Origin of the sequence: Serpens gallinarum (genome assembly GCF_014836765.1) — a bacterium.
GTDB lineage: Bacteria > Pseudomonadota > Gammaproteobacteria > Pseudomonadales > Pseudomonadaceae > Serpens > Serpens gallinarum.
In genome coordinates this window covers 1,006,258-1,019,515 of record NZ_JACSQG010000001.1, presented here as the reverse complement: position 1 = coordinate 1,019,515, position 13,258 = coordinate 1,006,258, and the positions used below count along the sequence as shown (strand labels likewise).

Below are 13,258 nucleotides of genomic sequence, written 5' to 3'. Positions count from 1 at the left end.
GCCCTAATAACGCAACAGATCATTCAGGCGTTCAAGCGAGATGGCTTGCCGGGTTATGTGCAAGCTACCGCGTCGGGCCAGCTCGCCGGCCGCCTGATAAAACGAGCCGTAGGCAACCCGCGCCAGACTGGACCCCAGACATACTCGTCGCACGCCCACTTCCGCCAGGCCGACCAACGACAGCTGCAAGCCCGCGATTCCCACCATAACGGTCACCGGTTTGGGCGCCACTGCCTGGACCACCGCGATGATTTGCTGTCGATGCGTCAACCCCGGGGCATACAGCACATCGGCACCGGCTGCGGCGAAGGCCTGTAAGCGGCGCACGGTATCGTCGAGGTCGGGACGACCATGCAAGTAGTTTTCTGCCCGCGCGCACAGGCTGAACGGGAAATCCAGGCTGCGCGCCGCCTGTGCCGCCGCCTGAATGCGCTCCACCGCCAGTTCCAGGGGATAGATCGGCGCCAGGGGATTACCGCTGGCGTCCTCGATCGAAGCCCCAATCAAGCCGACCTCGGCGGCCTGCTGAATAGTCAGTGCACAATCATCCGGCGTATCGCCATAACCGTTTTCAAGATCGGCGGCGACCGGCAGATCGGTTGCTTCGACAATGGCGCGCGCATTGGCGAGCGCCTCTTGGCGGCTGATGCGACCTTCACCGTCGCAACGCCCCAGGGAAAAGGCCAAACCGGCATTGCTGGACGCCAGCGCCTCGAAACCCAATGAAGCAAGAATTTTTGCCGACCCGGCATCCCACGGATTGGGCAGAACCAGCAACTGATTGCGCTGTTCCAGGGCTCGAAAGGTTTCAGCACGTTGTGCTTGGGTGGCCATCGTTCGCTCCTTCCACAGTCCACGTTGCACCTTAGCAGCCCTGCTTGAAGCGCGATTGCCACTCGCCGTTAAAACAAGCCGAGCTGCTCTTCGGCGGCTTCCTGTGGGCTTTGCGCCAGCGCGGGAAGGCCTGGCAGGCGAACGCTCAAGGCGGCGTGAAACTGTCGGGCCAGGGTCGGCGCCAGCAGGTTATCCGGCGTATGCAGGAAAACATGCGGTGCCAGTCCCTCCTCGATCCAGCCAGCCACCTTGTCCACCCAAGGCGCCAGGAAGCGCTGGTTGGCAGCCAAATCCGGACCGCCGATAAATCGCACCTGGGGCTGGTTACCAAAGGCCGCCGGGCGCACCGGCACGCGTGGTTTCTTGGCTTGAGCATGCAAGACCGCCGGATCCTCGGAGCAGTGACTGAACAGGGCGCGGGCGTCGAGACAGATACGTTCCACCCCACGCTCGTGCAACAGGCGATTCAGCGCGCGCTCCTCTTCGCCCTTGGCAAAAAACGCCGGGTTGCGAACTTCGACGGCAATTCGGCGCTGCTGGAATTCATCCAGCCAGGCAGCCAGTTCGCCCAGGCGCGCCGGGCCAAATGCGGCCGGTAACTGCAACCACAACGGTGAGACTCGCTCACCCAGGGGAGCCAGCAAACTCAGGAAGCTGTCCGTGGCGCTGAACTGACTGCGCAAATCGCCCTCGTGACTGATGTCGCGGGGCAGCTTGGCGCAAAAGTGAAACCCCGTGGGCATGCGCTCAACCCAACGTTGCACGGTTGCCGGGGCGGGACGGGCGTAGAAGGTGGTATTGCCTTCAACGGCATTGAAGACCTGGCAGTAGTGGCCAAGAAAATCAGCGGCGCGGGCGTTCTCGGGGTAAAGCTGACCCCGCCAGCCTGCTTCGCTCCAGGATGGACAGCCGATAAAGTAGGGCAACACGTGGAAATAAAGCCTGACTCAACTTGAGATGACGCGGATTGTAGCCCGTGGGGCAACCACAGTGGCGTTGCGCCGCCCCGCAAACGTGCAGGCGTCAGGCGTCAGGCGTACGTATCGAGGTAATCCCCAGGCTCGGCCACCATGGCCGCAATACACGCATAGCTTTCCAAGGCTCGCAGCACGCGGGTACTGGGAGTCTGCAAGGCGGCGGCCGGGCGAATCGAGCGCGCACTGGACGCCGCCTGGTAATCGCCCTCAATGACGGGTTGTCGGGTTTCGACCACCCCCTCGTCCACTGCGTCGGCTGCGTTGGAGGCACGCCACCCCCGTCCAGATCGACCGGGGCGCTTAGGGAGCGCCGAGCTCCGAATTGCATCGATACGCATATGTTGAACCTCGCAAGGGCCGCCACTCTAAATGCTCGAGCAATGCATCAGCCGTGATCGACCGCGCATTGCCGGATCATCCGACCGGCTTGGCTATTACGAGTTCAGGAAATGTGCGAGACCAGAGCGCAACCAGGCCAACCCCATCACACTTTGGGCGTGGCTACCTTGTCGCGCAGATACACCGGCTGGGCGTGCTCAGCCTCTACGGCTTCGCCGCGCTGCCAGGCATATTCAGCCAGGCGCAGCAGATCTTCGGCGTGCGGCAACATACCGGCATACTGCACAACCGGTGCCACCGACAAGCGTTCGGCGTAACCCCAGCCAGTGCCGGCGCCGAACCAATCACCCTGAGCATCGCGTGGCAAGCAGACGGTTTCAGGCGGCAAGACCGCCTCGCTGCCGACCAAGCGCATCTCGCCCTGCTCCAGGCGATAGCAGCCCCAGTACACCTCATCCATGCGGGCATCGATGGCGGCAGCAACCTGCACGGCGCCATGCTCGCGGTGGGCGCGCTGGGCCAGCACCGCCAGATTGGAAATCGGCAACACGGGACGCTGCAAGGCGAAGGCCAGCCCTTGCACCACGCCCACCGCAATGCGCACGCCGGTAAAGGCCCCGGGCCCCCGGCCGAACGCAATGGCCTCGACCGCCGACAGCGCCACACCGGCCTCGGCCAACAGGTCCTGAATCATGGGCAGCAGCCGCTGAGCATGCAGGCGCGGAATCACCTCGTAATGGCTGTACACCCGGCCCTCATGCAGCAAGGCTACGGAGCAGGCTTCAGTGGCGGTATCCAGGGCCAGCAAGGTGGTCATGTGCAGGTTTCCGGGCAGATCAGAAGGGCGGGCATTATAAGCCCGTCGTAGGAGGCTGTGGGTCAGAGAGCGGTAACGGGTTTCGCCAAGAAACGCCAACGGCCCGCAAGCGGGCCGTTGTGTGCAGTAACGCCGATCAGCTTAGCGCTGCGAACACCTTGGCAGTGATCTCTTCCACGGAGCCAACACCGGGAACGGCACTGTACTTCGGCGTGCCTTCAGCAGCCGACAGCTTCTGGTAGAAGTCCACCAGCGGCTTGGTCTGCGAGTGATAGATGGACAGGCGATGACGCACGGTTTCTTCCTTGTCGTCGTCACGCTGGATCAGCTCTTCGCCCGTTTCGTCGTCCTTGCCGGCGACTTTCGGCGGATTGTACTGAATGTGGTAGGTACGACCGGATGCCGGGTGCATGCGGCGGCCCGCGACACGGGACACGATCTCTTCGTCATCAACGGCGATTTCGACCACGTTATCAATGGTCACGCCGGCGTCCTTGAGGGCTTCGGCCTGAGGAATAGTGCGCGGGAAACCGTCAAACAGGAAACCGTTGGCGCAATCGGGCTGGGTAATGCGTTCCTTGATCAGGTCGATGATGATGTCATCGGACACCAGACCACCGCTTTCCATCACGCCCTTCACCTTCAGGCCCAGCGGACTCCCAGCCTTGACGGCTGCGCGCAGCATGTCGCCGGTGGAAATTTGCGGGATACCGAATTTTTCGGTGATAAAACGGGCCTGGGTACCTTTGCCGGCACCGGGCGCTCCCAGCAGAATCACGCGCATCGTTGTGCTCCTCAAGATGAAGTAAACAAGAAAAAAGTCGTATGGTCTTTAGCGGGCCAGTTTCGTACAACAACCGGTTCGCCCACCCAACAGCGAAAGGCTGACCAAGATACACAGCGCTTTCGAGGCGCACAAGCCACAGCAAAATGACAAAAAAAGCCGCTCAACCGGTATTTCGCAACCCGGCGGCGATCCCCGCGACACTCACCAGCAATGCCTGCTCGACCTGCTGACTGCCACCCTCCGGCGACGCTCGTGAACGTGCCAAAAGCTCTACTTGCAGGAGGTGCAACGGGTCCAGATAGGTGTTGCGCACATTGATCGCCGCCAAGGTCTGCGGGTTGTGACTGAAGAGTACCGATTGCCCGGTCACCTGGAGCACGCAATCACACGCCTGCGACAATAGGCCGCATAATTTATCGCCCAGTTTGCGCAGTGGCGCCTGCACCAGACGCTCATCGTACAGGCGGGCAATCTCCACATCCGCCTTGGCCAGCACCATTTCCAGCATGTCGATGCGCGTTCCGAAGAACGGCCAGTGTTCACGCATGGCCTTCAGCCGCTCACCATCGCCGCGTTGCAGGGCCTCGGCGAGCGCGGCTTCCCAGCCCAGCCAAGCCGGCAGCATCAGCCGCGTCTGTGTCCAGGCGAAGATCCACGGAATCGCCCGCAGGCTCTCCACGCCTCCCGCCTGACGCCGTGCCGGGCGACTGCCCAGCGGCAGACGCGCCAGTTCTTGCTCCGGGGTGGCCTGGCGAAAGTACTCGACGAACTGCGCATGCTCACGCACCACCCCTCGATAGGCCGCCAGCCCTGCAGCGGCCATCTCGTCCATCAGCGCGCGCCAAGCCTCTTCAGGTTCGCGAGGCGGCTCTACCGTGGCTTCGAGCACGGCCGCCAGATAGAGATTGAGGTTCTGCACGGCGATGGCGGGCAAGCCGAATTTGAAGCGGATCATTTCGCCTTGCTCGGTCGTACGCAAACGGCCGGACACCGACCCCGGCGGCTGCGACAGAATCGCCGCATGGGCCGGCCCTCCGCCGCGCCCGACGGTGCCGCCGCGGCCGTGAAACAGCAGCAGCTCCACAGCATGTCGTCGACACACGGCCACCAGGTTTTCCTGCGCCTGGTACTGCGCCCAGGCGGCGGCCGTGGTACCAGCGTCCTTGGCCGAATCGGAATACCCAATCATGACTTCCTGCACCCCGGCCAGGCTCGCGCGATAGAGCGGCAATGCCAGCAGTCGGTCGATGACCTGCCCTGCGCGCTGCAGGTCAGCCAAGGTTTCGAACAGCGGCACCACGCGTATAGCGCGCCTCACGCCCGCCTCCTTGAGCAGCAATTGCACCGCCAGCACATCCGAGGGTGCACCGGCCATGGAAATTACATAGGAGCCCACCGCCGCAGCCGGGGCCTCGGCAATCAGCGCACAGGTGGCGAGAACTTCGGCGTTCTCGGCACTTAGCACATGGCCGCGCGGCAACAACGGACGCGGGTTGACCAACTCGTCCTGCAGAAAGGCCAGACGGCGCTCTTCGCCCCAGTCCCGATAATGACCCAGGCCGAGAAATTCAGTGATCTCATCCAGCGCCGCCGCATGCCGGCCGGCTTCTTGACGGATATCCAGGCGGGTGAGGAACAAGCCGAACACCGCCACGCGGCGCAGGCAATCCAGTAACGGGCCATCGGCGATCACGCCCATGCCACAGTCCTGCAGGGAGCGATAACACAGCTCCAGCGGCTCGCGCAGTTCGGCGGTGTTGGTCAGGGTGCCGGCGCTCGCTGCCAACGGCGCTTCCAACGCCGCCTCGGCCCAGGCGCGGGTCGTGCGCAAGCGCTCACGCAGCGGCTTGAGTACGGCTCGATAAGGCTCGGCGCAATCCCCCACCCGCTCGCGCAACGCGCTATTGGCACGCTGCATGGACAGGTCATCGATCAGTTGATCGATATCCCGCAAAAATAGATCGGCGGCCATCCAACGCGCCAGTAGCAACACTTCGCGGCTCACCGCAGCGGTGACGTTGGGGTTGCCGTCCCGGTCACCGCCCATCCAGGACGCAAAGCGGACCGGCGCAACGCTCAAGGCCAAGCGCTGACCGCAGCACTCCAGCAGAGCCTGATCGAGTCCACGCATGAAGGTCGGCATTGCCTGCCACAGCGAATGCTCGATGACAGCGAAACCGGACTTGGCCTCGTCCAGCGGGCTGGGTCGCTGGCGGCGAATTTCCTCGGTGTGCCAGGCCTCGGCAACCAGACGACGCAAGCGCACCCGGCTGGCCGTGCGCTCGGCCGGGCTCAGGTCGTGATCGGCAACGGCCAGCTCGATGGCAATGGCGTCGTATTTCTGGATCAGGGTGCGGCGGGTCACTTCCGTGGGATGGGCGGTGAGCACCAGCTCGATCTCCAGGCCCGCTACGTGAGTGGCCAGGTCTTCGGCGCGCATGCCCGCTGCCTTCAGACGCCGGAACAGATCGCCCAGCACGCGATCTTCAAAGGGCACCGCCTCGTGTGGCGAACGTCGACGAACCTGATGGTATTGTTCGGCGATATTGGCCAAGTTGAGAAACTGATTGAAAGCCCGGGTCATCGGCAACAGCTCGCCTTCGGCCAGCGCATCGAGGTTCTGCGTCAATTGCCGGGCGCCCGCCTCGGAGCCTTTGCGCGCGCTTTTGGCACCCTTGCGGATACGCTCAATCTTGTTCAGAAAGCCCGGACCATACTGTTCGCGAATGGTCTCGCCGAGCAATTCGCCGAGCAGGTGTACGTCCTCGCGCAGCCGTACATCGATCGTCGCCATCTGTTGGCTCCTTCTTCTACCCGTTACAGCGTGGCAGCGCACCTGCGGTTTAGCCAACACGCCCGTATGGGCTAGCTTTAAAGAACACGTCGATCCGAGGTCTGCATGAAAATCCGCGAGCTTGTTCAGCACTGGGAACAAAATGCCAAGGGGCGGATGACCGCCCAGAGCTATCAGCTACATCTCGATCTGGAGTCGGCGGCGCGACTCACTGCGCTCTCCGAGATGTACCCCAAGCGCAGCGTTGAGGAGTTGCTTGGCGAGCTGATTGCCGCCGCGCTGGAAGAACTTGAAGCCAGCCTGCCCTATGTCAAGGGCAGCCAGGTGGTGGCCACCGATGAACAGGGCGATCCGCTGTATGAAGATATTGGCCCGACGCCGCGTTTTCTGGCCCTGTCGCGCCAGTACCTGCGACGTCTGAGCAGCGAGCAGAAAAGCCATTGAAGTGCCTGGCCAGCAGGCCCTCAATGGCTCACTTGCAATGGCTCACTTGATCAGTTGCGGGGTTTCCTCCCCCATGCAGCGCACCGCCTGTTTGCGGTTGTCGACCAGCACGCCGGTCAGGCCTTTTTGCTGGGTGTCGAACAGCACCAGCACGCCGTCGATGCATTGGGCCACCTGCTGCGCCGGCTTGAGCGACAGTTTGTAGTCCTCACCCGGCACTGTCTTGAGCATGGTGAAGTCAGCCAGCAGCAGCGCATCCTCGGGTTTGGCGACATGCACATAGCCGTAGTAGGTCAGTACCGCCACAGTGGCGACGACGGTGCCGATGGAGGTGAGGATATAGGGAATGAGATTGCGTTCGGTCATGCGAAAGTCCACTACAGAAGGATTCTGCCGGTCATTGTCGGCCAGCAAGCAAAAAAACGCAGCCTGATCAGCGTGCTGCCCGTTCCCGTTAAAGAATATTCGCGTAATCAGCCTCGATGCGATCCAGGCTCAGGTGATTGAGGAAGTTGGAGAAGCACATCCACGCCGACAATGCATTGAGGTCGCGGAACTGCTCGGGCAAATAGCGCGGCGGCGCCACCAGGCCTTCATCCACCAGCTGACGCAGTGTGCGCATATCTTCCAAGGTGGTCTTACCGCAGAACAACAGCGGAATCTGCTCCAGCTTGCCCTTGCGCACGGCGAGCTGGATGTAGTTGTAGATGAGGATGAAACCCTTCAGGTACGACAGGTCCTTGGTGAAGGGCAGACCACTGGGCGTTGAGCCACGAAACACCCGGCTGGCGTTGCTGTAGCTCTCTTCCTGACTGTAATCCTGATCGTGGAAGAACTGGAATATGTCGAGGAAATCGGCGCCCTCCTCGGCCAGGTGAATGGCGCGGGTGCGGTTGGTCAGCTTGCGCAGGCGGGTCGGGTAGGACGCGAAGGCAATCACCTCCATAAGGATCGCCAGCCCTTCCTGCGTCACCGTGGAAGAAGGCGGCCCCTTGGCCAGGAACGTACAGATCGGCTGGCTCAACCCATTGAGCGTGGTGCCCACATGCACCAGTCCCTCATGGACCTCCAGGGCCTTGATGTCGCGAACGTTGAACATCGCATCGCTGCGGATCTTGATGTAATCGGCGCCGGCCGCCGCGTCGGCCAAGATGCCATCGGACTCGAATACCCTGACCACTCCCTCCCCCTCGCCAAACACGCCATCCAGGCGGCTTTGCAACAACTCTACCGCCTGGTTGGCGGTCAGCGTCCGGGGCTCGTCCTGCAGGTCGCTACGGTCGGCGATGTTGTTCAGGTAATCGGAAAGCATCAGGCCCAGGTCGGCCAGAGTCGGATCACCAGCGTGGAAGGCATCCGTGGCCGCACCGTAGAGTTCCTGAGAGATCAGCCCGAAATCTGCAGTGCCACGCGCTTCGAGCATGCGAATGACCATGCGGTATTCGCGACACATGCGCCGCATGATCTGTCCGACCGGATTGAACTGGCCGAGTTGGCGGGTAATGTCCCGTTCGATATCCTGGAACTCGCGCTTCTTGGCCTCGGCATCGAAGGCCAGCGGACGGCTCTGGTAATAGGCCTGGTCGACTTGCGGCAGGCGCTTGCAATGGGCGTCGAAGAATCCCTGTCGAATACTGTCATCCCACTTCACCGCATCGAGGACGCGGATCGGCGTCTGTGCTTCTACTAGCCGGTCGGACAGCGCCCGGACCGTCAGTTGATAGTCGTCCAGTTCTTCTCGTAAATTCATCGGCCCCTCACTGGCCGACGCGCTGAAAGCGCGCCACTTCGATAAAGGTATCGGTATTGGCCTGATCATCGAGATAGGCGAACACTTGCTGCAAGTCACTGCTGATTAGCGCACCATCGCCTTCGGGAGTGTCCACCCGCTTGCCGGTCAGCGTGCCGTCATCTATCGCCTGTAGGATACGCTGAACATCGAGGGTGTAGATCACCAATTCGTTATCGGTGGTGAGCTCGAACCCCGCAATCGCGAAATTGTTGCCCAGCCGTTTTGGCAAGCCGGCGGAAAAATACCAGCGCCGGCCATGCTGGGCCACGGTAAAGCCATATTCCTGCGCATCCTCGGGATCATCCGGATCGGCCTGGTAGACAAGTGCCTTGTACAGGTTGCTGCCGGCACGACTGACCCGCATATAAATCCGTTCGCCCCATTCGTTCTTGTGCGTCCATTCGCCCAGCAATGGGATGGGCGCCGGCTCGTTGGCCGGCAGCGGCTCACGAAAGGACACCAGACATCCACCGAGCAAGAAAAAGGGCACCAACAGCAGAATTCGCCAGGCTTGCATTTCATGCTCCTTGTTGACGGTCGGCTCGGCTGGATCAACGACTTGATGTGCAGAAAGCTTAGCAAGTGGGAGCAACCCTACGCAGCCGAGCGGGCGATCGCGATGTAGCCCGGCCCGATCTAACTCGTGGCACAAAAAAACCGCCCAAGGGCGGTTTTTTATTCAACGAACGATCACTGCTCCGGGCGCATGTGCGGGAACAGGATGACGTCGCGGATCGACGGCGAGTTGGTCAGCAGCATCACCAGGCGGTCAATGCCGATACCTTCGCCCGCGGTCGGCGGCATGCCATATTCCAGGGCGCGCACGAAGTCGGCATCGAAGTGCATGGCTTCGTCGTCGCCGGCATCCTTGTCAGCCACCTGGGCCAGGAAACGTTCGGCCTGGTCTTCCGCGTCGTTAAGCTCAGAGTAGGCGTTGGCGATTTCGCGGCCGCCAATGAACAACTCGAAACGATCGGTGACGTTCGGGTTCTCATCGTTGCGGCGCGCCAGCGGCGAGACTTCGAACGGGTACTGGGTGATGAAGGTCGGCTGTTCCAACTGATGCTCGACCAGCTCTTCGAAGATCATCACCTGCAGCTTGCCCAGACCTTCGAAGCCCAGCACCTTGGCGCCGGCTTTCTTGGCGATGGCACGGGCGGTGTCGAGGTCCTGCAGGTCGGCCGCGGTGATGTCCGGGTTGTACTTGAGAATCGAGTCGAACACCGAGAGGCGCGCAAAGGGCTCGCCAAAGTGGAACACCTTGTCGCCATAGGGCACATCGGTAGAGCCCAGCACCGCCAGGGCCAATTCGCGGAACAGCTCTTCGGTGAGGTCCATGTTGTCTTCGTAGTCGGCGTAGGCCTGGTAGAACTCGAGCATGGTGAACTCGGGGTTGTGCCGGGTCGAAACACCTTCGTTACGGAAGTTGCGGTTGATTTCGAAGACGCGCTCGAAGCCGCCAACCACCAGGCGCTTGAGGTACAGCTCCGGCGCGATGCGCAGGAACATCGGCAGGTCCAGGGCGTTGTGGTGGGTCTCGAACGGCTTGGCCGCCGCACCGCCCGGGATGACCTGCAGCATCGGGGTTTCCACTTCGAGGAAATCACGCTCGGCGAGGAACTTGCGGATGTGGGCAATCACCTGGGAACGCACGCGGAAGGTGTGGCGGGTTTCCTCGTTGACCATCAGGTCGACGTAGCGTTGACGGTAACGCTGCTCGGTGTCGGTCAGGCCATGGTGCTTGTCCGGCAGCGGGCGCAGCGACTTGGTCAGCAGACGGACGCTGCTCATGTGTACAAACAGGTCGCCCTTGTTGGAGCGCTGCAGGGTGCCTTCGGTGGCAATGATGTCACCCATGTCCCAGGTCTTGATCTCGGCCAGGGTCTCGGCCGGCAGGGTCTTGCGATCGACATACACCTGGATGCGGCCGCTCATGTCCTGAATCACCATGAAAGCGCCACGGTTGAGCATGATGCGCCCGGCCACCTTGACCGGAATCGCCGCTGCCTCCAGGTCTTCCTTGCTTTTGTCCGCGTACTGTTTCAGCAGGTCGGCTGCGTAGCTGTCGCGGCGAAAGTCGTTGGGGAAGGCATTGCCCTTGGCACGCTCAGCGGCAAGTTTTTCCTTGCGCAGGGCGATCAGGCTGTTCTCTTCCTCTTGGATGGCGTGCTGGTTCAGCGGTTGTTCGCTCATGGTCGTCGTGTTTTCCCGATGGGGCACGGTAGGTTCCGTGCCCATGTACAGGTGCGTCTGGCGCACCAGGTTTGCGATTCGAAGTTGCCGGCGGGACAGGGCCGCGCCGGCGGGATGTTACTACCCTGTTACAGGCCCTGTTTCAGGCTGGCTTCGAGGAATTGGTCCAGATCGCCGTCGAGCACCGCATCGCAGTTGCTCTCTTCGACGCCGGTACGCAGGTCCTTGATGCGCGACTGGTCGAGCACGTAGGAACGGATCTGGTGACCCCAGCCGATATCCGACTTATTGTCTTCCAGCGCCTGGGACGCCTCGCGGCGCTTCTGCATTTCCAGTTCGTACAATTTGGCGCGCAGCATCTTCATTGCGGTGTCGCGGTTGGCGTGCTGGGAGCGCTCGTTCTGGCAGCTGACTACGGTGTTGGTCGGCACGTGAGTGATACGGACTGCCGAGTCGGTGGTGTTCACGTGCTGGCCACCCGCGCCCGAGGAACGGTAGGTGTCGGTGCGCAGGTCGGCCGGGTTGATGTCGATTTCAATGTTGTCATCGATTTCCGGCGACACGAACACGGCGGTGAACGAGGTATGACGGCGGTTGCCGGAATCGTACGGGCTTTTGCGCACCAGGCGGTGCACGCCAATCTCGGTGCGCAGCCAGCCGTAGGCGTACTCGCCCTTGATGTGCACGGTGGCGCCCTTGATACCCGCCACTTCGCCTTCCGACAGCTCCATGATGGTGGCGTCGAAACCGCGATGGTCGGCCCAGCGCAGGTACATGCGCAGCAGGATATTCGCCCAGTCCTGGGCCTCGGTGCCGCCGGAGCCGGCCTGGATGTCCAGGTAGCAGTTGTTGGCGTCCATCTCGCCGCTGAACATGCGGCGAAATTCCAGTTTTTCGAGGATTTCGCGCAGGCGCTCGATTTCGGCGGCGACGTCATCCACCGCGCCCTGATCGTTTTCTTCGACGGCCATGTCCAGCAGGTCGCGGGAATCGGCCAGGCCGCTGCTCATCTCGTCGAGAGTTTCGACGATCTGTGCCAGCTGGGCACGTTCGCGGCCCAGGTTCTGGGCGTATTCAGGGTTGTTCCAGACGTTCGGGTCTTCGAGTTCGCGGTTTACTTCGACCAGGCGATCAGCTTTCTGATCGTAGTCAAAGATACCCCCGAATAGTGGTTGAACGTTCGGACAGGTCCTTGATGCTGTTGAGGATCGGATTGATTTCCATGGCGGGCGGCACTCGCAGTCGGACGGTTCGAAAAGCCGGCGATTATAACGCAGCCGACCGACGCTGACAGCACGCAACCCGTCAGTGCGCGGCAATCCCAACTTTTCATGGATACCCGGAAAGTATGACGGACTGCCATGATGCCCCTGCAAACGGGCCTACACGGTCAAACCGCCCGCACCTGCGCCTCCAATTGCTCGCGCAACTCGGCATCGAGGCGCAGATGCTGCGCCAGCGCATCGAGATAAGGGCGCTCACCGGACTGCTCGCTGCCCACCAGCAGTACACTGGCGAGGTACATTTCCGCGGCCGTTCCGGGCTGCTGGCCGATTCGGCGACGCGCGCAGGATCGAGCGGGCTGCGCACTTCCTGGTCCAGCCAGGCTTGCAGCTCAGAGTCGTCGGTCAGCTTAGCGAGTTCCGCCTGGACCAGTTGCTGCTCGGCGGCATCCATGCGCCCATCAGCCTTGGCCGCAGCAATCATCGCCCGCAGGATCGCCGTGCTGTGCGCCTCGGCCGGCGCGCCCATCAGGCGGTTGACCGTCTGCGGCTCATGTTGCGGAGCCTGGCCTTGCTGCCGTTGCCAGGCGCTGTAGGCCTGGTAGGCGAGCATACCCAGCGTGGCCAGGCTGCCGAGGTTCAAGCCACCCGAGCCGTCCCGCCCTGCTTGCCCGGTCTGTGGCGCCCCGCCACCGAGCAGGCCGCCGAGCACATCACCCAGACCACCTGGGCCTCCTTGCCGTTCTTGTGTCGGGTCGGCAGCGGAACCGCCGCCCAGCAGGCCGCCCAACAGGTCACCGAGCCCACCCGAAGGTGATGAACCCTGTGGAGCGCCGGTCGCAGAACCCAGCCGTGAGCGCAGCAGTTGCTCCAGTAAAGCCCCGGTATTCATGGTTTCTCTCCCATTGCGATGCAGTGCTGACTGAAACCATAGCGCTGACAAAAACCCATCGCTTGGGGCCGCTGCCAGGCGGTAGCGCCCCAGGCCGCACTGGACCGACTCATGGGCGCTGCATACTCGCCATGACGCCGCCAAGACACCAACTAGACTGATCACA

General features: G+C 62.1%; 12 protein-coding genes and 1 pseudogene. 1 reads left to right on the top strand and 12 read right to left on the bottom strand.

The annotated features are described in order from the left end of the window. Positions 1-3: 3 nt before the first annotated feature. The 6 genes from H9642_RS04765 to ppc form a co-directional block, all read right to left on the bottom strand. Positions 4-834, bottom strand: a complete 831-nt coding sequence (locus tag H9642_RS04765) for an isocitrate lyase/PEP mutase family protein (protein ID WP_251835242.1) — start codon at positions 832-834, stop codon at positions 4-6. Between the two features lie 68 nt (positions 835-902). Beyond that, the gene (locus tag H9642_RS04760; protein ID WP_251835241.1) at positions 903-1,763 is read right to left on the bottom strand and encodes a DUF72 domain-containing protein; all 861 of its coding nucleotides are present in this window, start codon (positions 1,761-1,763) and stop codon (positions 903-905) included. A 101-nt stretch (positions 1,764-1,864) separates the two neighbouring features. Then, a complete protein-coding gene (locus H9642_RS04755; protein ID WP_251835240.1) occupies positions 1,865-2,047 on the bottom strand; it encodes a hypothetical protein in 183 nt (60 codons plus the stop codon). 248 nt (positions 2,048-2,295) lie between these two features. Next, positions 2,296-2,967: a tRNA (adenosine(37)-N6)-threonylcarbamoyltransferase complex dimerization subunit type 1 TsaB gene (tsaB, locus tag H9642_RS04750; RefSeq protein ID WP_251835239.1), complete on the bottom strand. Its 672-nt coding sequence runs from the start codon at positions 2,965-2,967 to the stop codon at positions 2,296-2,298. 136 nt (positions 2,968-3,103) lie between these two features. After that, positions 3,104-3,751: an adenylate kinase gene (gene adk, locus H9642_RS04745; protein WP_251835238.1), complete on the bottom strand. Its 648-nt coding sequence runs from the start codon at positions 3,749-3,751 to the stop codon at positions 3,104-3,106. 163 nt (positions 3,752-3,914) lie between these two features. Continuing rightward, a complete protein-coding gene (gene ppc, locus H9642_RS04740; protein ID WP_251835237.1) occupies positions 3,915-6,548 on the bottom strand; it encodes a phosphoenolpyruvate carboxylase in 2,634 nt (877 codons plus the stop codon). Between the two features lie 105 nt (positions 6,549-6,653). Here ppc and H9642_RS04735 point away from each other — a divergent pair, with 105 nt between their 5' ends. Further along, positions 6,654-6,992, top strand: coding sequence for a pilin assembly protein (locus tag H9642_RS04735; protein WP_251835236.1), 339 nt, complete (start codon positions 6,654-6,656; stop codon positions 6,990-6,992). 42 nt (positions 6,993-7,034) lie between these two features. Here H9642_RS04735 and H9642_RS04730 read toward each other — a convergent pair whose 3' ends face one another. The 6 genes and pseudogenes from H9642_RS04730 to H9642_RS04705 all read right to left on the bottom strand — a co-directional run bounded on the left by H9642_RS04730 (position 7,035) and on the right by H9642_RS04705 (position 13,092). Beyond that, on the bottom strand, positions 7,035-7,358 hold the full coding sequence (locus H9642_RS04730) for a PA3694 family proteiin (RefSeq protein ID WP_251835235.1): 324 nt from the start codon (positions 7,356-7,358) through the stop codon (positions 7,035-7,037). A gap of 88 nt (positions 7,359-7,446) precedes the next feature. Beyond that, complete coding sequence (locus H9642_RS04725; RefSeq protein WP_251835234.1) at positions 7,447-8,742, bottom strand: flavohemoglobin expression-modulating QEGLA motif protein; 1,296 nt, start codon at positions 8,740-8,742, stop codon at positions 7,447-7,449. Positions 8,743-8,749: 7 nt separating this feature from the next. Beyond that, the gene (locus H9642_RS04720; protein ID WP_251835233.1) at positions 8,750-9,301 is read right to left on the bottom strand and encodes an aldo-keto reductase family protein; all 552 of its coding nucleotides are present in this window, start codon (positions 9,299-9,301) and stop codon (positions 8,750-8,752) included. A gap of 173 nt (positions 9,302-9,474) precedes the next feature. Beyond that, positions 9,475-10,977 (bottom strand): lysine--tRNA ligase, encoded by a 1,503-nt coding sequence (gene lysS, locus H9642_RS04715; RefSeq protein WP_251835232.1) that lies wholly within the window; start codon positions 10,975-10,977, stop codon positions 9,475-9,477. Positions 10,978-11,105: 128 nt separating this feature from the next. Then, a protein-coding gene (gene prfB, locus H9642_RS04710; RefSeq protein ID WP_251835231.1) for a peptide chain release factor 2 occupies positions 11,106-12,201 on the bottom strand; the annotation gives its coding sequence in 2 pieces (ribosomal slippage) (positions 11,106-12,128 and positions 12,130-12,201; 1,095 coding nt in all). Positions 12,202-12,367: 166 nt separating this feature from the next. Further along, positions 12,368-13,092: pseudogene (locus H9642_RS04705) on the bottom strand (tellurite resistance TerB family protein). Between the last annotated feature and the right edge of the window lie 166 nt (positions 13,093-13,258).

Coding starts and splice junctions, on each gene's coding strand:
- H9642_RS04765 (WP_251835242.1), bottom strand. CDS start 834: ATGGCCACCCAAGCACAACGTGCTGAAACCTTTCGAGCCCTGGAACAG.
- tsaB (WP_251835239.1), bottom strand. CDS start 2,967: ATGACCACCTTGCTGGCCCTGGATACCGCCACTGAAGCCTGCTCCGTA.
- adk (WP_251835238.1), bottom strand. CDS start 3,751: ATGCGCGTGATTCTGCTGGGAGCGCCCGGTGCCGGCAAAGGTACCCAG.
- ppc (WP_251835237.1), bottom strand. CDS start 6,548: ATGGCGACGATCGATGTACGGCTGCGCGAGGACGTACACCTGCTCGGC.
- H9642_RS04735 (WP_251835236.1), top strand. CDS start 6,654: ATGAAAATCCGCGAGCTTGTTCAGCACTGGGAACAAAATGCCAAGGGG.
- H9642_RS04730 (WP_251835235.1), bottom strand. CDS start 7,358: ATGACCGAACGCAATCTCATTCCCTATATCCTCACCTCCATCGGCACC.
- H9642_RS04725 (WP_251835234.1), bottom strand. CDS start 8,742: ATGAATTTACGAGAAGAACTGGACGACTATCAACTGACGGTCCGGGCG.
- H9642_RS04720 (WP_251835233.1), bottom strand. CDS start 9,301: ATGCAAGCCTGGCGAATTCTGCTGTTGGTGCCCTTTTTCTTGCTCGGT.
- lysS (WP_251835232.1), bottom strand. CDS start 10,977: ATGAGCGAACAACCGCTGAACCAGCACGCCATCCAAGAGGAAGAGAAC.